An 18295-nucleotide genomic window follows, 5' to 3' on the forward strand; every position below is an offset into this window, starting at 1 on the left:
GAGGGCGGCGGCGGGACGCGCGGCGGCCATGGTTGCGGCGGCGTGCTCTGCTGCGGCCAGGTGGGCGGCGGCCTGCTCGGCGTGCGCCTGGTCCACGGCCGCCCGGTCGGCTGCGGCGCGGTCGGCCGCGGCAAGGTCGGCATCGACGAGGTCGGGTTCGGCGAGCATCGCCTCGATCACGCCGGGAGCGACGAGAGCCGTCACGAGCGCGTTCGGCATGGCGTCAGCGGGGAGGCTCTCATAAGCCGACTCGACTCCTGACCCGACTTCGGACCCGGGGGTAGACCCGCCGTCACCCGCGGCATCGACGGGCACCGCGGCATCCGCTGCCGGAGTCTGGGCCGCATATCCGAAGAACACGTTCTCGAAGGAGATCGCGGGGGCGTCCGGCCGCACCGATTCATTGGCGGCGCCGACGGTGATCGCGAGCGGGAACAGGTCGCGGTCGAACTGGTCCTCCGCGGGCAGGTCGATGATCTCCTGGATGCGGCCGAGGGCGCCGAGCGCCGAGTTGACGGAGGTGATCGCGCCGAAGGCCTGGCCGAGCGGCAGGATCATCAGGAACAGGAAGAGGATGAACGCGATCAGGTTCGCGACTGTGATCTGGCCGCTCGCGACCCGGAAGCCGCCGACGCCGAGCACAACGAGGAAGGACACCTGCATCGCGATGCCGGCGATCGGCACGACGAGGGCCGAGATCTTCGCGACCTGCAGGCCCATCTTGTACGCGCCGGTCGCGTCGGCGTCGACGGCGGCGATTTCGCGTTCGGTCGCGTTCGAGGCGCGCACGGTGCGGATCGCGCTGATCGCCCGCTCGACGCTCGCGGCGAGGTCGCCGACCTTCTCCTGGGCCTCGCGGCTCGCGACGCGGATCCGCTGCGAGAGCAGAGTGACCGTGACGACGGATGCCGCGATCACGAGCACGGTCAGCCCGAGCAGCACCGGGTCGATCACGAGCATCGCGATGAGCGCGCCGAGGAAGGTGAGCGAGCCGCCGATCGCCTCGACGAGTCCCTGGGTCAGCACGGCGCGCAGCAGGGTCGTGTCGGAGCCGACCCGCGAGACGAGGTCGCCCGTGCGGCGGGTGTCGAACTCGCTGATCGGGAGGCGCAGCATCCGCCCGATCAGCTTGCGCCGGCTCGAGAGCACGACGCCCTCACCGGTGCGCTGGAGCAGGTAGTGCTGGTAGCCGCTGATCAGCCCGGACACGACGACGAGCGCCACGAGTCCCCAGACGAGTGCGCCGAGCGGCTGGTTCTGCTGCACGACGGTGATGACCTGGCTGACCAGCAACGGCTGGGCGAGGCTCGCGAGCGCCCCGAGAATGCTCAGTACGACGACGACGCTGAGCACCTTCTTGTGCTCGAGAAGGTAGGGGAGCAGCTGGCCGAAGGTCGCGCGGGGCCCGGTCGCGGCATCCATTCGGCGCCCGAGTCGCCCGAGGCGGCTGCGCGGCTTCGGCTTCGGCTTCGGTGCCGGTGCCGGTGCGGGCCCGGCGGATGCTGCGGTTTCGGCGGGCGTGCTGGCGTCACTGATCGGGGTACTCACCAATCGAGCTTAACCTCAAACCGCTCCCGTGACCCGTCCCGTTCCGGTCGAGAGCGACCCGCGGAACGGGCACTCTCGACCGGAACGGTGACGGAAGGACGCGGCTACGCCTCGATGTCGACGTCCTTGGTCTCGCGGCTGAGGACCAGGGCCAGCAGGGTGATCGCGCCCATGACCGAGAGGTACACGCCGACCCAGAACGGGCTGCCGCCGCCGAGCGTCCAGAGCCAGACCGCGATGAACGGGGCGACCGCCGCACCGAGGATCGAGCTCATGTTGTACGCGAACGCCGAGCCGGTGTACCGCACCGCGGTCGGGAACAGCTCGGGCAGGAGCGCGCCCATCGGACCGAACGTCATGCCCATCAGGGTGAACCCGAGGATTAGGAAGATCATTACGCCGAGGAACCCGGCGCCGAGGAGGGGCACGAAGAGCAGGCCGAAGACGATGATGCCGAGGGTGACCCAGATCAGGGTGCGGCGGCGGCCGAACCGGTCTGCCCAGGGGCCGGAGGCGAGCGTGAACACGCCGAAGAACAGCACGCCGACGATCATCATCAGCACGAAGGTCGTGTAGCTGTAGCCGAGGCCCGCGACGGGGGCGGTCGTCGCCGCGCGGCCGTAGCTCAGGCTGAACGTCGTCATCAGGTAGAACAGCACGTAGGTCGCGAGCATGATGAAGGTGCCGAGGATCAGCTCGCGCCAGTTGGACTTGAACACGGCGGCGAGCGGGAGCTTGTGCACCCGGTTCGTGCGGGCGGCCTTGGTGAAGGCGTCGCTCTCGACGAGCCGCAGCCGCACCCACAGGCCGATGATGACCATCACCGCGGAGAACAGGAACGGCACCCGCCAGGCCCACTCGAGGAAGGCCGTCGACGGCCGGGTCGGATCGTCGCTCGGGAGCAGCATGGCGATCAGCAGGAAGAGGCCGTTCGCGATAATGAAGCCGATCGGCGCGCCGACCTGCGGGAAGGTCCCGTACCAGGCGCGTTTGCCCTTCGGGGCGTTCTCGGTCGCGACGAGGGCCGCACCGCTCCACTCGCCGCCGAGCGCGAAGCCCTGGGCGAGGCGCAGCACGACGAGCAGCAACGGAGCGAACCAGCCGACCTGGGCGTATGTCGGGAGCAGCCCGATCAGGAAGGTCGCGATGCCCATCGTGAGCAGCGCGCCGACGAGGGTCGCCTTGCGACCGACCTTGTCGCCGAAGTGCCCGAAGACGAGGGCGCCGACGGGACGGGCGACCATGGCCGCGCCGAAGACCGCGAAGGAGGCGAGCAGCGCCGTGGTCTCATTGCCGGTCGGGAAGAAGAGGTGCGGGAAGACGAGCACGGCCGCGGTCGCGTAGACGTAGAAGTCGTAGAACTCGATCGTGGTGCCGATGAGGCTCGCGAGCACGACACGGCTGCGGGGGTTGGTGGGCGCCTGCGGCGCGGGGGAAGCGGCCGGGGGCGGCGACAGTGTGGCTGAAGACATGGAAGAGAGTCATTCCGTGGTGAGGGTGAGTGAGCGGGCGTATCGACCCGTGCGGGAGCGTCGGCGTCGATCAGGCGTCGTGCCCGCGCGGGGGTTGCCCGGAGGGAGGTGTCCGCTTGTGGCGGTCACTCTGCACCATACGTCCGTGGCTCCACGGACCCAAATCCTGAGGCGGACCGAGGCCCAATCGGGACTTTCCGTTTCCGGGGCTGAGGGCGTGAGCGGATGCCGGTGCGGGCATCCGCTCACAGTCACCGGTTTCGGGTATTACCGCTTCGGCATGCGGAGGCCGCGCAGCACCTGGGCGGTGTTGATCGCGGCGGATGCCGCTTCCTCGCCCTTGTCCTCCTTCGACCCGGGCAGACCGGCCCGGTCGAGGCCCTGCTGCTCGTCGTCGAGGGTGAGCACGCCGAAGCCGACCGGCTTGCCGGTGTCGAGGGCGACCCGGGTGAGACCGTCCGTCGCCGCCGCGGACACATACTCGAAGTGCGGGGTGCCGCCGCGGATGATCACGCCGAGCGCGACCACGGCATCCGCCCCATTCTCGAGGGCGACCTTCGCGGCGACGGGCAACTCGAAGCTGCCCGGCACGCGCACGAGCGAGAACGTGGCGCCGGATGCCTCGAGCACCCGGGTGGCGCCGGCGATCAGCCCGTCCGTGATGACGTCGTGCCAGCGCCCGGCGATGATGACGATGGTGAGGCCCGTGCCGTCGACGACGACCGTGGGCGAGCCGGCTCCACTCATAGTGCAAGTCCCTTCAGGATGTCTCGGTCGGCCAGGTGATGGCCCATGCGTTCGCGTTTCACGGCGAGGTAGTCCTGGTTGTCGATGCCCACGCCGACGATGAGCGGAACGCGTTCGACCACCGTGACCCCGTGCTCTTCGAGCTGGCGGAGCTTCTCGGGGTTGTTGGTGAGCAGGCGCACCGAGGAGATGCCCATCTGGTCGAGGATGGCGCTCGCGGCGCCGTAGTCGCGGGCATCGGCGGGCAGGCCGAGCGCGAGGTTGGCGTCGATCGTGTCGAGGCCCTGCTCCTGGAGCTTGTACGCCCGGAGCTTGTTGATCAGGCCGATGCCGCGACCCTCCTGGCCGCGCAGGTAGATCACGATGCCGCCCTCTTCCTGGATGGTCTCGAGGGCCGCGTCGAGCTGGGGGCCGCACTCGCACTTGAGCGAGCCGAAGGCCTCCCCGGTGAGGCATTCGGAGTGCACCCGCACGAGGGCGCCGTCCCCGGGCACTCCCGAGACGAGGGCGACGTGGTCCGCGCCGGTCATCCGGTCGCGGTACGCCCGGATCTGGAAGTCGCCGTGCCGGGTCGGCACGGTCGTCTCGACCTCGAAGTCGACGCGCGGGGATTCGCGGATGGTCGTCGCGGTCGGCAGGTCGGCGTCCGCGTGGAACTCGTCGAGGTAGACGATCAGGTCGGCGATCGTGATGACCAGCACACCCTCGCGTTCGCCGAGCTCGAGGAGGCCGGGCAGGCGCATCATCTCGCCGTCCTCCGCGACGATCTCGGAGATTCCCGCGACGGGGGCGAGCCCGGCGAGCTTCATCAGATCGACCGCGGCCTCGGTATGGCCGTCGCGCTCGCGCACGCCGCCGTCCCGCGAGCGGAGCGGCATGATGTGCCCCGGCCGGTGCAGGCTCGACGGGGTCGAGGCCGGGTCGGCGAGCACGCGCAGGGTGTGGGCGCGGTCGGCGGCGCTGATCCCCGTGCTCAGGCGATCGGCGGCGTCGACGGAGATCGTGTAGTTCGTGCCGCGAGGGTCTTCGTTGTTCGGCACCATGATCGGCAGGTTGAGCTTGTCGGCCAGCTCGTTGGTCATCGGCGCGCAGATGAAACCGGAGGAGTAGCGCACGGTCCACGCGAGCCATTCCTGGGTGGCCATCTGCGCCGAGATGATCACGTCACCTTCGTTCTCACGTCCCTCGTCGTCGGCGACAATGACCGGCTTGCCGAGACGCAGTTCCGCGAGCGCGCTGGGGATGTCGGCGAGGCTCATGAGTGACTCCTTCGTGATCCTGCGTCCGCGAGGGCGAGCATGCGCTCGACGTGGCGGGCCAGGATATCGGTTTCGATGTTGACGTGCTCTCCGACCGTTCGTTTTCCGAGCGTCGTGGCCGTGAGGGTTTCGGGGATGAGGGAGACTTCGAACCACTGCTCGGGTTCGGTCGCCGGGCTGATCGTGCTGACCGTGAGGGAGACGCCGTCGACGGCGATCGAGCCCTTGTTCGTGACCAGCGGGGCGAGGTCGGGGGAGAGGCTGAACCGCAGCACCCGCCAGGCCTCGCCGGGCGTGACGGAGAGCAGCTCGCTCGTGCCGTCGATGTGGCCCTGCACGATGTGCCCGCCGAGGCGCCCGCCGACGAGGGCGGCACGCTCGAGGTTGACCGGCGTCCCCGGCCCGGCCTCGGCGAGGGTCGACATCCGCAGCGTCTGCGCCATCACGTCGGCCGTGAAGGTCTCCGTCGTGCGCTCCACGACGGTCAGGCAGACGCCGTTGACCGAGATCGAGTCGCCGATCGCGGCCCCGGCGACGGCGAGCGGCCCGCGGACGGTCAGGCGCACGGCATCCGTGCCCTGCTCGACCCGGTCGACGGTGCCGAGTTCCTCGATGATTCCGGTGAACATGTCAGATCCTTGTCTCGGTGCGGGCGGGTTCGGCCTGCCGGGTGTCGGCAGGCGTGGTTTCGGGGCTGGCCGTCCGAGTGCCGGGCGTGGACGGGAGCGCCCGCGGCCGGCAGACCAGGAGGAGGTCGTCGCCGAGGCGTTCGACGTGGTCGATCTCGAGTCGGCGCTGCTCGTCGATCCGGGCCACGCCGATGTCGCCGAGGGCGAGTCGGTCGCCGCCGAGCAGGGTCGGCGCGAGGTAGACGAGGTATTCATCCACGAGCCCGGCCGTGACGAACGCGCTCGCGAGGCCGGGCCCACCCTCGATGAAGGCCCGGCGGATGCCGCGATCGTGCAGGTCGCGGAGGATCACGCCCAGGTCGGGGCCGGGGTACAACACCGGCGGATGCGGGTGGTGCCGCACCGCGGCATCCGCCGGCACGGTGCGGGTACCGATCACGACGGGGACCGGCTGGGTGGGGAGCAGGGTGCCGTCTGCGGAGCGGGCGGTGAGGGCGGGGTCGTCTGCGAGGACGGTACCGGTGCCGACGAGGATGGCGTCGGAGGCTGCCCGGCGCCGGTGCACGTCGAGGCGGGCGTCTGCGCCGGTGATCCAGCGGCTCGAGCCGTCGGCCGCCGCGGCACGGCCGTCGAGGCTCGAGGCCCACTTGAGCGTGACGAAAGGCCGACCGAGCCGGGCGGCGATAAGCCAGTCGGCGAGGAAGGCCTCGGCCTCGGCGGCGAGCACCCCGCCGACGACCTCGACGCCGGCGGCGCGCAGGCGCTCGGCGCCACCGGACGACGCGTGGCCCGGATCGGACACGGCGTAGACGACCCGGCTGACGCCCGCCTCGATCAGGGCGACGGCGCAGGGACCGGTGCGGCCGGTGTGGTTGCAGGGTTCGAGGGTCACGATCGCGGTCGCGCCGCGGGCGGCGCCGGCGGGAAGGTGCGCGAGAGCGTCGACTTCGGCGTGCGCGGTTCCGGCGCCCCGATGCCAGCCTTCCGCCAGGACGGTGCCGTTCGGATCGACGATGAGACAGCCGACGCGCGGGTTCTGGCCGGTCGAGGGGCCGTTGGCGGCCAGGGCCAGTGCGCGCCGCATCAGGCGATCACGCTCGGTGTCCTGGATCATCCCCGCCCTCATTCGTTGGTGTCACGAACTCCGGGGACGGATTGTGGGTACGCAGACGCCACATCCATTCGGTCGACCCGACGGGCCAGCCGAACCGTGCGCCTCTCCTCCGGACTTTAACCGTCGGTGCTGGAATTCCACCAGCTCAACCGTTTCGCCCTGGGGCGGAACGGGTCGCGGACTTTCACCGCCGGTTCGGACTTACACCGACCCCGGAGCACGTTTCTTGCTTCTAGTTATAGCCCAACGCCCCCGCCCCCGGATAATTCCCGGTCCGCTCTGTGCAGGAATCGGACGTTTTCTTACGCCTCGGAGCCCCCTCGTCGCCTGCCCGCAGCTTGCCAGCAGCTTGCCAGCAGCTTGACCACGACTTCACCTGAACCTTCCGTGGCTAACTCAGGGAAACCCGTTGCGGAACCGAGTCGCCGCCCCGGACCAGTGCGGCCCCGTTTCTGCGCGGGCGCATTTTTCCTGAGTCAGCCACAGTTGGCTGGGCTGCCGCGCGATCACTGCGGCAGGTCAGAAGCGAGCACGCCGGGACCACCGGTTCGGGAGTTATCCCCAGATTTCGTCCACGCCGGTCGTGGCGCACCTGGCGCGATCACACTCTCCGCATGACGTGGTCCGAGTATTTCCATGACAACGATGTTCAGGTCGCCGAGACGGCTGCTCTCCTCGCGGCGGGTTCGACCTGGCGTTCTCTCCAAGCTGCCGTCGACAACGGATTCCTCATCCGAGCGCGGCGCGGGCACTACGCGCTCCCGGGGACGGACGTACACCTGCTCGAGGCGGTGCGTCTGGGCGGGCGCCTCGCCTGTGTCTCCGCTGCGGCACACGCGGGCGTTTTCACGCTCGACGATTCCTTTGCGCACATCCACGTGCATCCGACGGGCTCCAGGCTGCGAGCACCGCACAACCGGTTCGAGCTCCTCTCCGATCGGAACCGGGACGGCGTTGAACTTCACTGGGGGCGGCTTCTCGATTCCGAGGCCGGGACCGAGTACCGGGTGGGACTGACGGATGCGCTCGTTCAGGTGTTCCGCTGCCAGGAGCCGAAATTTGCCATGGCCGCCCTGGACAGTGCCCTGCACCAGCGCCTGATCGGTGACGAGGATGTCGCGATCATCTTCGCGGCCCTGCCCGCCCGGTCCCGAGCGCTGCGTCCGTTCGTCGATGCCCGGAGCGACTCGGGCCAGGAGACGGTGCTGCGCTACATCGTGAGGGAGGCAGGCTACGCGTTCGAATCCCAGGTGTCCATCGCCGGCGTCGGCCGTGTGGACATGGTCGTGGAAGGCTGCCTGGTCGTCGAGGCGGACAGCAGGAAATTCCACGACGGCTGGTCCGCGCACGTGCGCGATCGGACCCGGGATTGTGACCTCGCCGCCCTCGGATACATGACGTACCGGGCCCTGTACCGGGACATCATTCACAATCCGGCGCGCGTTGTTTCCGCGATCGCCGGTCTCCTGGCCGCCAACCGCCACTATCGCACGGTCATCGCCTGACGCTGGTCCCGCCGCAGTCGGCCCGTAGTAATCGGGGCGTGACCTGCCGGCATCCCGGGGTGGGGGCTAACTCAGGAGATTCTGGCGGCCGTGCGGGAATGCCGGCAGCGGTCCGGGCGCTGCTCGGTCGTGCGTGCCCGGATTTCCTGAGTTAGCCCCCGGGCGGGCCGGGCAATGCCGGTGCCGTAGGTCGGGCGTCGGCGGCCCAGGGCACGAGGACGACCGGATGGGGGTCTCTGTGGCGGGCGTGTGTGTGTGGCTAACTCAGGAGGTTCTGGCGAGGGTGCGGAGACACCGGCACTGGTCCGGGCGCTGCGGGGTCAGGCGGGCGCGGATTTCCTGAGTTAGCCCCCGGGGCGGCAGGTGAGGCGGGTTCCGCGCGTCCGGCCGGGCCGGTGCCAGGCGGCGGATGCGTGCAGCAGCGGGTGATCAGAAGCCGCGGTATCCCGGCCGAGAAGGATGACCCGGGTGCGGGTGCGGGTGCGGGTGAGGGTGAGGGTGCGGAGGGCGGTGGGTCCCTACTCGACCAGGGCGCGGGCGGTGCCCTCGTCGATGAACAGGTCGGTGATGAGGCCGGCGGCCAGTGCGCCGCGGAGGCTGTCCACCTTGGACGAGCCGGCGACGACGCAGATGCGCCGCGGGGTGCGGCGCAGCACCGACAGTTCCGGTCCGGTTCCGCGGTCATTCAGCGGAATGCCGTCGGTCGAGCCGTCCGCGCGGTAGAAGACCGTCGCAACGTCACCGACGACCCCGGCGTCGCTGAGCGCCGCGAGCTCGTCGTCGTCGAGGTAACCACCGACATAGACGTGGCTGGGGACCATGGAGAAGGGGGAGCCCACGCTGAAGAGGGCGACGTCCATGTTCCCCTGCATCTCCAGCAGTCGCCGCAGGCCGCGTTCCCGCCAGTAGGCCGTGCGCGTGGCCGGGTCGTCGAAGAAGGTGGGAACCGGGAACTGCTCCAGCCGGGCGTCGTACGCGTTACTGAATCGCCGCAGGATCTCGTTCGCATAGTCGAGTCCCGTGCTGCGGGTGTTGCCGGCACCGTTCAACTGCACGATCTGGGCGTTGTGGGTGCGCTTGGGCGTCAGGTGGCGGCTGACGGCGTTCATCGTGGAGCCCCAGGCGATGCCCATGATCATGTTGGAATCGAAGAACTCGCCGAGAATCCGTGCAACGGACAGCGCCACGCGCTCCAGTCTGTCGACGTCGCTCGCGTGGTCGGGAACGGGGAGAACGTGCGCGGTCACCTGGAACCGGTCCAGGATCAACTTCTCTACCCGGCTCGGCGCGTCCAGCGGAGACCGGATCTGGATGTCGACCAGCCCGCTGGCCCTGGCCTGGCTGAGCAGGCGGGACACCGACGAGCGGGAGGTGTGCAGCTCCTGTGCGATGGCCTCCATGGTGAGGTCCTGCACGTAATACAGCTGCGCCGCGGTGAGGGCGTCATTGGTGCGGTCGGACAGGGGCGGATCGTTCGAGTGGGGCATGGTGACTCCTTGCACATATGTTCAGAGTGCTTGACCGTTTGTGTAGAACTTAGCAGGGTAGATGAAGTACCCCGCCCTGCATAGTTTCCCAGCCGCAAAGAAGTGAGCGAATCAGTGCCGTCAACGCCCGATCAGTCATCCTCCGCCCGTCCGCTCTCCTCCGCCGCCGCCGCCCAGGCCGCCCTGCAGGAGCTCCCCCGGGCCCAGGTGCTCATCATCGGAGCCGGTATCAACGGCATCGCGACCTTCCGCGACCTGGCGATGCAGGGCGTCGACGTCGCGATCGTCGACAAGGGCGACTATGTGTCCGGCGCGTCGTCGGCCTCCTCGCACATGATCCACGGCGGTGTGCGCTACCTCGAGAACGGGGAATTCCGCCTGGTCAAGGAGTCGGTCGAGGAACGCAACAGCCTGCTCAAGATCGCCCCGCACTATGTCAAGCCGCTCAAGACGACCATTCCGATCTACTCGACCTTCTCCGGGGTGATGTCCGCGCCGATGCGCTTCCTCACCCACCGCCAGGGCGCGGCCCAGGAGCGCGGCGCTCTGCTGATCAAAATCGGCATGATGCTCTACGACTCCTTCTCCCGCGACGGCGGCACGGTGCCACGGCACGAGTTCCTCGGCCGGAAGGCGTCGCTCAGACTGCTGCCGCGCCTCAACCCGGGCCTCAAGTACACGGCCACCTACTACGACGCATCCATGCACGACCCCGAGCGCCTCGCCCTCGACGTGCTGGCGGACGGCCTGGCCACCGGCGCGCACGCGCGCAGTGCCAACTACGTCGAGGCCATCGGCATGGATACCGCGGGCGTGCGTCTCCGCAACGTGGTCACCGGCGCTGAATTCAGCTTCGCGGCCGACGTCGTCGTCAACACGTCCGGGCCGTGGACAGACCTCACAAACACGGCCCTCGGCCAGGCCAGCACCTACATGGGCGGCACCAAGGGGTCGCACATCGTGCTCGACAACCCGGAGCTCCTCGCAGCAACGGGCGGCCGCGAGATCTTCTTCGAGCACAAGGACGGTCGCATCGTGCTGATCTACCCGCTCGCGGGCCGGGTGCTGGTCGGCACCACCGACCTCGAACACGACGTGACCCAGCCCGCGCGCTGCACCGAGGCCGAGGTCGACTACTTCTTCGATCTCGTCAAGCACGTTTTCCCGGATGTGGCCGTCGACCGCTCGGAGATCGTCTTCCGGTTCGCCGGCGTACGCCCGCTGCCCCGGCACGACGACGAGGCGCCGGGGTTCGTCTCCCGCGACTACCGCATCGAGTCCCGTCCGCTCGGCGCCCGGCCGGGCACCCTGCTCAGCCTCGTCGGTGGCAAGTGGACGACGTTCCGGGCCCTCGCCGAGCACCTGAGCGGCGACATCCTCACCCTGCTCGGCCGCACCCGGGTCGTGTCGACGGTCGGCCTCGCCATCGGCGGCGGTCGCAACTTCCCGTCGACGGATGCCGCGCACCGGGTCTGGATCGCCGCGAACGGCGACGAGGTCGGCGCCTCGAGGGCCGAACAGCTGCTGACCCGCTACGGTACCCGCGCGGTCGACGTGATCGACTTCATCACCGCGGAACCGGATGCCGCGCTCGAACATCACCCCGACTACTCCCGGCGTGAGATCGAGTACCTCGCGGCCACTGAGTCGGTCGTGCACGTGACGGACCTGATCCTGCGACGCACGAGCATGGCCTTCCGCGGCGAGCTCAGCCTGGCACTGCTCGAAGAACTCGCCGGAGTGCTCGCACCCGTGCTCGGCTGGGATGCCGGACGCAGCACGGCCGAGGTCGACCTCGCCGTCGACGTGCTGCGCGACCGGCATGCGGTCGACCTCGCGCGCGTCGACGCGGCATCCGCTTCACGCGCGTAGGCGGCGATTTGCACAAACGTGCAAATCTCAATGCACTATTGACCGCTCTGAGCCGATAGGTTTCTCGAGATTCGTTTTACGGCCATCACCGGCACAAAAAATGTTTCGTCTCAAGCGTCAACGACTCGGCTTCACTGAACAAGGGTGTCACTGTGGACAATCTCGGTATCGTTTTTCTCTCGGAGCTGGTGGGCACCGCCCTGCTGGTCCTCCTCGGTTGCGGGGTGGTCGCCAACGTGGCCCTCGCCAAGAACAAGGGGCTCGGCGGCGGCTTCCTGATGGTGAACGTCGGCTGGGGCCTCGCGGTCTACTCCGGTGTCATCGTCTCCTACAACTCGGGTGCGCACCTCAACCCGGCCGTCACCCTCGGCCTCGTCGCCTCCGGCGCGACTGAGTTCGGCTCGGGCGTTCCGGTCAACGTCCTGTCGGTGCTCGCCTACATCGGCGCGCAGATGGTCGGCGCCATTATCGGCGCCGTGTTCTGCTGGTTGGCGTACAAGCAGCACTTCGACCAGGAACCTGACCCGGCCAACAAGCTCGGCGTGTTCTCGACCGGTCCGGCGATCCGCTCCTACGGCTGGAACCTCGTCACCGAGATCATCGGCACCTTCGTGCTGGTCTTCGTCGTGATCGCCTTCGGCGGCGGCCGCCAGGGCGAGTCCGGTGGCCTCGCCGCCCTGGGCGCCCTTCCGGTGGCCCTGCTCGTCATTGTGATCGGCACCTCGCTCGGTGGCCCGACCGGGTACGCGATCAACCCGGCCCGTGACCTCGGCCCGCGCATCGCGCACTTCATCCTGCCGATCAAGGGCAAGGGGTCCTCCGACTGGGGGTACTCCTGGGTGCCGGTCGTCGGTCCCATCATCGGCGGGGTGCTCGCCGGCCTCGTCTCCACGGCACTCCTGCCGATCCTCGCCTAGCGCGGCATCCGCCGGTGGTGCAGGCCGTGACGGCTGCCTCGCCGGGCATTCCCACACTGTTTTTCACCTCACCCGCTTAACCTGACACACACACGCATAACGAAGGAGTTATCAATGGCTGATTACGTCATCGCGATCGACCAGGGTACGACCAGCACCCGGGCGATCATCTTCGACAAGGCCGGGTCGATCGTCTCGACCGGCCAGCTCGAGCACGAGCAGATCTTCCCCCGCGCCGGCTGGGTCGAGCACGACCCGATGGAGATCTGGAACAACACCCGCGAGGTCATCGGGCAGGCGCTGTCCAAGGCGAACCTGACCCGGCACGACATCGCCGCGGCCGGCATCACCAACCAGCGCGAGACCGCCGTGGTCTGGGACCGCACCACCGGGCTCCCCGTCTACAACGCGATCGTCTGGCAGGACACCCGCACCCAGCCCATCGTCGACCGCCTCGCCGCCGACGGCGGTGTCGAGCGCTTCAAGAAGCAGGTCGGCCTGCCGCTCGCCACGTACTTCTCCGGCACGAAGATCGTCTGGATCCTCGAGAACGTCGAGGGCGCCCGGGCCAAGGCGGATGCCGGCGAGCTGATGTTCGGCACGACGGACTCCTGGGTGCTCTGGAACCTCACCGGCGGCCTCGAGGGCGGCGTGCACGCGACCGACGTCACCAACGCGAGCCGCACCCTGTTCATGGACCTCGAAACCCTGCAGTGGGACGACGACATCCTCGCCGCGTTCGACGTGCCTCGGTCGATGCTCCCCGAGATCCGCTCCTCCTCCGAGGTCTACGGCATCGCGAGCGGCCACAGCCTGCTGCGGGAGACTCCGATTTCGGGCATCCTCGGCGACCAGCAGGCCGCGACGTTCGGCCAGGCCGCATTCGACCAGGGCGAGGCGAAGAACACCTACGGCACCGGTAACTTCCTGATCTTCAACACCGGCACCGAGATCGTGCACTCCCAGAACGGGCTGCTCACGACGGTGGGCTACAAGCTCGGCGACGCCGAACCGCACTACGCGCTCGAGGGATCGATCGCCGTCACCGGTGCGCTCGTGCAGTGGCTGCGCGACAACCTCGGCATCATCGGCTCCGCCTCGGAGATCGAGGCGCTCGCCCTGTCCGTCAAGGACAACGGCGGCGCCTACTTCGTGCCCGCGTTCTCGGGGCTGTTCGCGCCGTACTGGCGTTCGGACGCCCGGGGCGCCCTGGTCGGGCTCACCCGGTTCGTGAACAAGGGCCACATCGCCCGGGCGGCGCTCGAGGCGATCGCGTACCAGTCGCGCGAGGTTCTCGACGCGGTCAACGCCGACTCCGGGGTTCCGCTCACCGAGCTCAAGGTCGACGGCGGCGCGGCGGCCAACGACCTGCTGATGCAGTTCCAGGCCGACATCCTCGGCGTCTCTGTGGTGCGCCCGGTCGTGGCCGAGACGACCGCGCTCGGTGCGGCATATGCCGCCGGCCTCGCGGTCGGCTTCTGGAACGACCTCGACGAACTCCGCGCCAACTGGCAGGAGGACGCCCGCTGGGAGCCCCAGCTCGACGTCGCCGAGCGTGACCGCCTGCTCCGCAACTGGAAGAAGGCCGTCACCAAGTCCCTCGACTGGGTAGACGAGGACGTCCTCTAGCCCGCCTCATGTCATAACTCCTGCACATTCTCGTGCCTCGAATTCTCTGCCGCGGAAATACGCGGCTCGAGCATCCGCCGGCCGGAATGTGCAGGAGTTATGCCCAGGGCCAGCCGGGGCGGGGGGTCCGGGGGTCTGTGGACAGGAGCCGGCCGGACCAGGACAGCGGATGTCCGCCGTCGCGGTAGGCGGACTCCGCCGGTACCTCACCGAGAAAGGTGAACCCGCACTTCTCCGCGACCCGGGCGGAGGAGGTGTTCCCCACGAGGCACTCCCAGCGGAGGCTGTCGGTCACTCCCGTCGAGAACGCCCAGTCCGCGACGACGCCCACGGCCTCCGGCAGCAGCCCCCGGCCGCGATGCGCCGCGCCCAGCCAGAACCCGAGCGACCCGCTCGGCAGCCGCAGCGCGATCACGCCGAGCAGCTCGTCGGAGTCGGCCTCCCGGATCGCCCAGGTGTACTCGGCGTCAGACGCCCACCCCTTCGGCACGAATCCGGCGATGAACGACGTCGCGTCTGACCGCAGATACGGCCACGGGATGGTCAGGTACCGCTCGAAAACGGGGTCCTGGCAGTAGTCGAAGACGGCCGTGGCATCCGCGGCCGTGAGCCGGTCGAGCCGAAGTCCTGTTCCGCCCTGGGCCGCCGTCAGTGTCGAGGAGAGCGCCATCGGCTCCACGGTCAGCGGCGGGGCAGCAGGCCGACGCGGTCGTAGGCCCGCGCGAGGGTCGCATCGGCGACGGATGCCGCACGGTCCGCGTTCGAGGCCAGCAGGCGGTCGAGTTCGGCCGGGTCGTCGAGCAGCTCGATCACGCGCTCCCGGATCGGACCGAAGGTGCCGGTGACGACCTCCGCGAGGCCCTTCTTGAGGTCCCCGTAGCCGCGGCCGGCGTATTCGTCCTCGAGGGACTGGATCGTGCGCCCCGCCATGGTCGAGTAGATGGTGAGCAGGTTCGCAACGCCGGGCTTGTTCTCCCGGTCGAAGACCACGCCGCCATCGGCATCCGTCACGGCGCGCATGATCTTCTTGGCCGTGACCGACGGCTCGTCGAGCACCCAGATCACTCCGGCGTGCGATTCGGCCGACTTCGACATCTTCGACAGCGGGTTCTGCAGGTCGTAGATCTTGGCGGTCTCCTTCTGGATGTCCGCCTCGGGGACCACGAACGTGTCGCCGAAGCGCGTGTTGAACCGGGCGGCGATGTCGCGCGTGAGCTCGACGTGCTGGCGCTGGTCCTCGCCGACGGGCACGACGACCGTGTCGTAGAGGAGGATGTCGGCGGCCATCAGGATCGGGTAGGCGAACAGCCCGACAGTGGTCCCGTCGGAGCCCTGCTTGGCGGACTTGTCCTTGAACTGGGTCATCCGGCTGGCCTCGCCGAAGCCGGTGATGGTGTTGAGCACCCAGGCGAGCTGCGCGTGCGCGGCGACGTGCGACTGAACGTACAGGGTCGACGCCGAGGGGTCGATCCCGCTCGCGATGTACTGGGCGGCGGTGCGGCGGGTGTTCGCGCGCAGCCTGGCCGGGTCCTGGGCCACGGTGATGGCGTGCAGGTCGACGATCGAGAAGAAGGCGTCGTGCGTCTCCTGGAGTGCCTTCCAGTTCAGCAGCGCGCCGATGTAGTTGCCGATCTGCAGCGAGTCGGCCGACGGCTGCATGCCGGAGTAGAGGCGGGGCTTGTCCATGAGAATCAGATCTTTCGTAGAGTGTGGCCTCAGGGCCGGAGCCCGGGGCGTGAAATGGGTCAGAAGGGGTGCGGGGCGAACCGCAGGAGCCGGTTGGCCGACCGGTCCCGAACCGGAGAGAGCGGCCGGAGGGCCGGAGGGCTTGAGGCCTCTCGGTCAGAGCGCGTAGTCGACGACGACGGGGGAGTGGTCCGACCAGCGCTGGTCGTAGGCATCCGCGCGGTCGACCGCGTAGTCGACGACGGATGCCGCCAGGAGCGGGGTCGCGAGCTGGTAGTCCAGTCGCCAACCGGTGTCCGTGTCGAAGGCCTTGCCGCGCTGCGACCACCAGGTGTACGGGCCCTCGACCTCTCCGGCCCACTTCCGGCCGACGTCCACCCAGCCGAGGCCGGCGCCGGCGTTGTAGCCGGCTTCGTCCTCCGCGCCGAGGATCCGGTCGAAGTATGCCCGCTCCTCGGGCAGGAATCCGGCGTGCTTGCGGTTGCCGCGCCAGTTCTTGATGTCGAGGGTGCGGTGGCCGACGTTGAGGTCTCCGAGCACAACGGCGCGCTCGCTGTGCGCCGCGAGCTCGGGCAGCCGGGCGAGCATGGCGTCGAGGAACTTGTACTTCTCGACCTGCTTCGGGGTGTCGGTCTCGCCGGAGTGCACGTAGGTGCTCACGACGGTCACGATCGTGCCGTTCACCTCGTAGTCGGCCTCGAGCCAGCGCCCGGCACTGTCGAAGTCCTCCGCGCCGAGTTCGACCCGGTGGATGGCTGCCGTCGACCGGCTCGCGAGGGCGACCCCGGCCCGGCCCTTGGCCGTCGCGGCATCGTGCAGGATGCTCCACTCCGGCCCGAGGAGCCCCTCGAGGTCCTCTGTCGAAGCGCGGACCTCCTGGATGGCGAGGATGTCGACGTCCCGTCCGGCCAGCCAGTCGCCCATCCCCTTGCGGTAAGCGGCGCGCACCCCGTTGACGTTGATCGTCGCGATGCGAAGCGGCTGGGCAGACGGCGTTGAAGCTGCAGGCGTAGACGGCATGCACCAAGTCTAGGTCGGCGGGCGGGCGCGGCGGCGCGGTCAGGCGAAGGGGGCCGCGCGCTTCTCGGCGGCGCGCAGCCGGCGAGCGGATGCCCAGCGCCGGCCCCAGGAGGACGTCTCGTGTGCCGCCCTGGCGTCGCGCAGCTCCGCGAGTGCGGCGATCCCCCGCGCCTCGAGCTCGCGCGCTTCGGCCGCAGCAGCGGCTTCGTCCGGATTCACCGGCTGCGGCGGGATGCCCGCGTCCTGCATCCCGACCGAGATCCACGACGCGGTGAGCAGGATCACCGTGTTCATGAAGTTGAACCAGATCAGCAGCCCGATCACGACGGCGAAGGTCGCGAGCAGCGGGTTCTTGCCCGCGCCGCCGAGCAGGGCTCCGCCGAGCACCTTGAGCCCGCCGAGCAGGGCCCCGCCGAGCAGGGAGCCGGTCACGAGCTGCCGGAACGGGATGTGCACCCGGCTCAGCACCCGGAACAGCACGGCGAGCGTGACGGTGTCGATGACGAGCACGACGAGCAGCCCGATCGTGCGCGCCCCCACGATGAACCCGAGCGAGTCCCGGGAAACGCCGAGGAAGCCGAGAATGCCGCCGAGGGCCTCCGTGCTCGCGAGCGAGATCAGCGCGGAGACGATGAGCGCGAGCCCGAAGCCCGCACCGAGCCCAAGCTCCCTGAGCTTGACGAGCAGGAAGAACGTGCCGTCGCGCGGCATCCCGAAAATGCTGCGCACGGCCTGCGCGGTCGTCGACAGCCAGCCGAGGGTCGTGCCGATCAGACCGACGAGCGCGATCGCGCCGGTCCAGGTCAGCGCCCCCGTGCTCGAGAGCTCGGCCGGGTCGATCACGCCGCCCTTGGCGATCAGCCCAGGGACCGACTGGTTGATCAGTGAGTACAGCTGGTCGAGCAGCGCCGGGTTCGAGGTCAGCCACAGCCCGGCGATCGAGAAGCCCACCCAGATCGCCGCGAAGATCGCGAAGATGGCCTGGTAGGTCATGCCCCCGGCGAGGATCGCACCGCTGCTCTCCCCGAAGTGCGTGAACGCACGCACGGGCCGCCACTGCATGACGCTCTTGGCCAGGGTCGTCAATCGGTTCACGAATGCGGGCGGCTTCACCGCACCAGCCTAACGATTTCCGCAATCACCCACGAATACCCCCAGTTCGGGGCGCATTCACTCGTGAGTCTCCCTCACCTCTTGTGCCGGGGCGCCCGAATCTGCGACGATCCGAGAGTCCTCCCGTTCAGAACGGTCATCCGACACCCGAAGCGGATGTCCCGGCCGGACCCGTCCGCTTCGCTCCGGCGCGGCTAACCCGGGTTCATCACGGCTCGTTCGGCACTGTCCGAGCCTGGTCGATCTGACCCGTGGATTGAGCGACGGTCACTCGACCCGGCCAGCCGCCGGTTTGGG

15 protein-coding genes and 1 riboswitch are annotated in these 18295 nt (G+C 69.1%); of the genes, 4 read left to right on the forward strand and 11 right to left on the reverse strand.

What is annotated here, in order from left to right:
• The 6 genes from E3O44_RS18765 to ribD form a co-directional block, all read right to left on the reverse strand.
• Nucleotides 1-1422, reverse strand: a 1422-nt coding sequence (locus E3O44_RS18765; protein WP_241976442.1) for an ABC transporter ATP-binding protein, incomplete at its 3' end; no start/stop codon positions are given.
• Between the two features lie 230 nt (nt 1423-1652).
• Nucleotides 1653-3020, reverse strand: a complete 1368-nt coding sequence (locus E3O44_RS18770; RefSeq protein WP_134536680.1) for an MFS transporter — start codon at nt 3018-3020, stop codon at nt 1653-1655.
• Between the two features lie 267 nt (nt 3021-3287).
• Complete coding sequence (ribH, locus tag E3O44_RS18775; protein ID WP_134536681.1) at nt 3288-3767, reverse strand: 6,7-dimethyl-8-ribityllumazine synthase; 480 nt, start codon at nt 3765-3767, stop codon at nt 3288-3290.
• Nucleotides 3764-5026, reverse strand: a complete 1263-nt coding sequence (gene ribA / locus E3O44_RS18780) for a GTP cyclohydrolase II (RefSeq protein ID WP_134536683.1) — start codon at nt 5024-5026, stop codon at nt 3764-3766. The genes ribH and ribA overlap by 4 nt, the downstream gene beginning before the upstream one ends.
• A complete protein-coding gene (locus E3O44_RS18785; RefSeq protein ID WP_134536685.1) occupies nt 5023-5655 on the reverse strand; it encodes a riboflavin synthase in 633 nt (210 codons plus the stop codon). Before E3O44_RS18785 ends, ribA begins: the two co-directional genes overlap by 4 nt.
• A 1-nt stretch (nt 5656) precedes the next feature.
• Complete coding sequence (ribD, locus tag E3O44_RS18790) at nt 5657-6769, reverse strand: bifunctional diaminohydroxyphosphoribosylaminopyrimidine deaminase/5-amino-6-(5-phosphoribosylamino)uracil reductase RibD (protein WP_241976439.1); 1113 nt, start codon at nt 6767-6769, stop codon at nt 5657-5659.
• A 93-nt stretch (nt 6770-6862) separates the two neighbouring features.
• Nucleotides 6863-6993: riboswitch (FMN riboswitch) on the reverse strand.
• 390 nt (nt 6994-7383) lie between these two features.
• Between ribD and E3O44_RS18795 the strand changes: the two genes are divergently transcribed.
• The gene (locus E3O44_RS18795; protein ID WP_134536687.1) at nt 7384-8274 is read left to right on the forward strand and encodes an endonuclease domain-containing protein; all 891 of its coding nucleotides are present in this window, start codon (nt 7384-7386) and stop codon (nt 8272-8274) included.
• 518 nt (nt 8275-8792) lie between these two features.
• Here the strand turns inward: E3O44_RS18795 and E3O44_RS18800 are convergent.
• Nucleotides 8793-9761 (reverse strand): sugar-binding transcriptional regulator, encoded by a 969-nt coding sequence (locus E3O44_RS18800; RefSeq protein ID WP_134536689.1) that lies wholly within the window; start codon nt 9759-9761, stop codon nt 8793-8795.
• 102 nt (nt 9762-9863) lie between these two features.
• On the opposite strand from E3O44_RS18800, the gene E3O44_RS18805 reads away from it, so the two are divergent.
• From E3O44_RS18805 to glpK, 3 genes are all read left to right on the forward strand, one after another.
• Nucleotides 9864-11633, forward strand: coding sequence for a glycerol-3-phosphate dehydrogenase/oxidase (locus E3O44_RS18805; protein WP_420897946.1), 1770 nt, complete (start codon nt 9864-9866; stop codon nt 11631-11633).
• 152 nt (nt 11634-11785) lie between these two features.
• Nucleotides 11786-12550, forward strand: a complete 765-nt coding sequence (locus E3O44_RS18810) for an MIP/aquaporin family protein (RefSeq protein ID WP_134536691.1) — start codon at nt 11786-11788, stop codon at nt 12548-12550.
• A gap of 114 nt (nt 12551-12664) precedes the next feature.
• Nucleotides 12665-14179 carry a glycerol kinase GlpK gene (glpK, locus tag E3O44_RS18815; RefSeq protein WP_134536693.1) on the forward strand — a complete coding sequence of 505 codons (1515 nt, stop codon included), beginning with the start codon at nt 12665-12667 and terminating at the stop codon, nt 14177-14179.
• A 97-nt stretch (nt 14180-14276) separates the two neighbouring features.
• Here glpK and E3O44_RS18820 read toward each other — a convergent pair whose 3' ends face one another.
• The 4 genes from E3O44_RS18820 to E3O44_RS18835 all read right to left on the reverse strand — a co-directional run bounded on the left by E3O44_RS18820 (nt 14277) and on the right by E3O44_RS18835 (nt 17998).
• Nucleotides 14277-14849 (reverse strand): GNAT family N-acetyltransferase, encoded by a 573-nt coding sequence (locus E3O44_RS18820; protein WP_134536695.1) that lies wholly within the window; start codon nt 14847-14849, stop codon nt 14277-14279.
• Between the two features lie 11 nt (nt 14850-14860).
• Complete coding sequence (gene trpS, locus E3O44_RS18825; protein ID WP_134536697.1) at nt 14861-15865, reverse strand: tryptophan--tRNA ligase; 1005 nt, start codon at nt 15863-15865, stop codon at nt 14861-14863.
• Between the two features lie 156 nt (nt 15866-16021).
• Nucleotides 16022-16885 (reverse strand): exodeoxyribonuclease III, encoded by an 864-nt coding sequence (locus E3O44_RS18830; protein ID WP_134536698.1) that lies wholly within the window; start codon nt 16883-16885, stop codon nt 16022-16024.
• A gap of 39 nt (nt 16886-16924) precedes the next feature.
• Nucleotides 16925-17998 carry a YihY/virulence factor BrkB family protein gene (locus tag E3O44_RS18835; RefSeq protein WP_134536700.1) on the reverse strand — a complete coding sequence of 358 codons (1074 nt, stop codon included), beginning with the start codon at nt 17996-17998 and terminating at the stop codon, nt 16925-16927.
• Nucleotides 17999-18295 lie beyond the last annotated feature (297 nt).

The organism is Cryobacterium algoricola (genome assembly GCF_004402485.1).
Lineage (GTDB): Bacteria > Actinomycetota > Actinomycetes > Actinomycetales > Microbacteriaceae > Cryobacterium > Cryobacterium algoricola.

Excerpts from the sequence above, each read along its gene's own strand:
- E3O44_RS18800 (WP_134536689.1), bottom strand. The coding sequence starts at position 9,761 with ATGCCCCACTCGAACGATCCGCCCCTGTCCGACCGCACCAATGACGCC.
- glpK (WP_134536693.1), top strand. The coding sequence starts at position 12,665 with ATGGCTGATTACGTCATCGCGATCGACCAGGGTACGACCAGCACCCGG.
- ribH (WP_134536681.1), bottom strand. The coding sequence starts at position 3,767 with ATGAGTGGAGCCGGCTCGCCCACGGTCGTCGTCGACGGCACGGGCCTC.
- E3O44_RS18795 (WP_134536687.1), top strand. The coding sequence starts at position 7,384 with ATGACGTGGTCCGAGTATTTCCATGACAACGATGTTCAGGTCGCCGAG.
- ribA (WP_134536683.1), bottom strand. The coding sequence starts at position 5,026 with ATGAGCCTCGCCGACATCCCCAGCGCGCTCGCGGAACTGCGTCTCGGC.
- E3O44_RS18785 (WP_134536685.1), bottom strand. The coding sequence starts at position 5,655 with ATGTTCACCGGAATCATCGAGGAACTCGGCACCGTCGACCGGGTCGAG.
- trpS (WP_134536697.1), bottom strand. The coding sequence starts at position 15,865 with ATGGACAAGCCCCGCCTCTACTCCGGCATGCAGCCGTCGGCCGACTCG.
- E3O44_RS18830 (WP_134536698.1), bottom strand. The coding sequence starts at position 16,885 with ATGCCGTCTACGCCTGCAGCTTCAACGCCGTCTGCCCAGCCGCTTCGC.
- E3O44_RS18820 (WP_134536695.1), bottom strand. The coding sequence starts at position 14,849 with ATGGCGCTCTCCTCGACACTGACGGCGGCCCAGGGCGGAACAGGACTT.
- E3O44_RS18770 (WP_134536680.1), bottom strand. The coding sequence starts at position 3,020 with ATGTCTTCAGCCACACTGTCGCCGCCCCCGGCCGCTTCCCCCGCGCCG.
- ribD (WP_241976439.1), bottom strand. The coding sequence starts at position 6,769 with ATGATCCAGGACACCGAGCGTGATCGCCTGATGCGGCGCGCACTGGCC.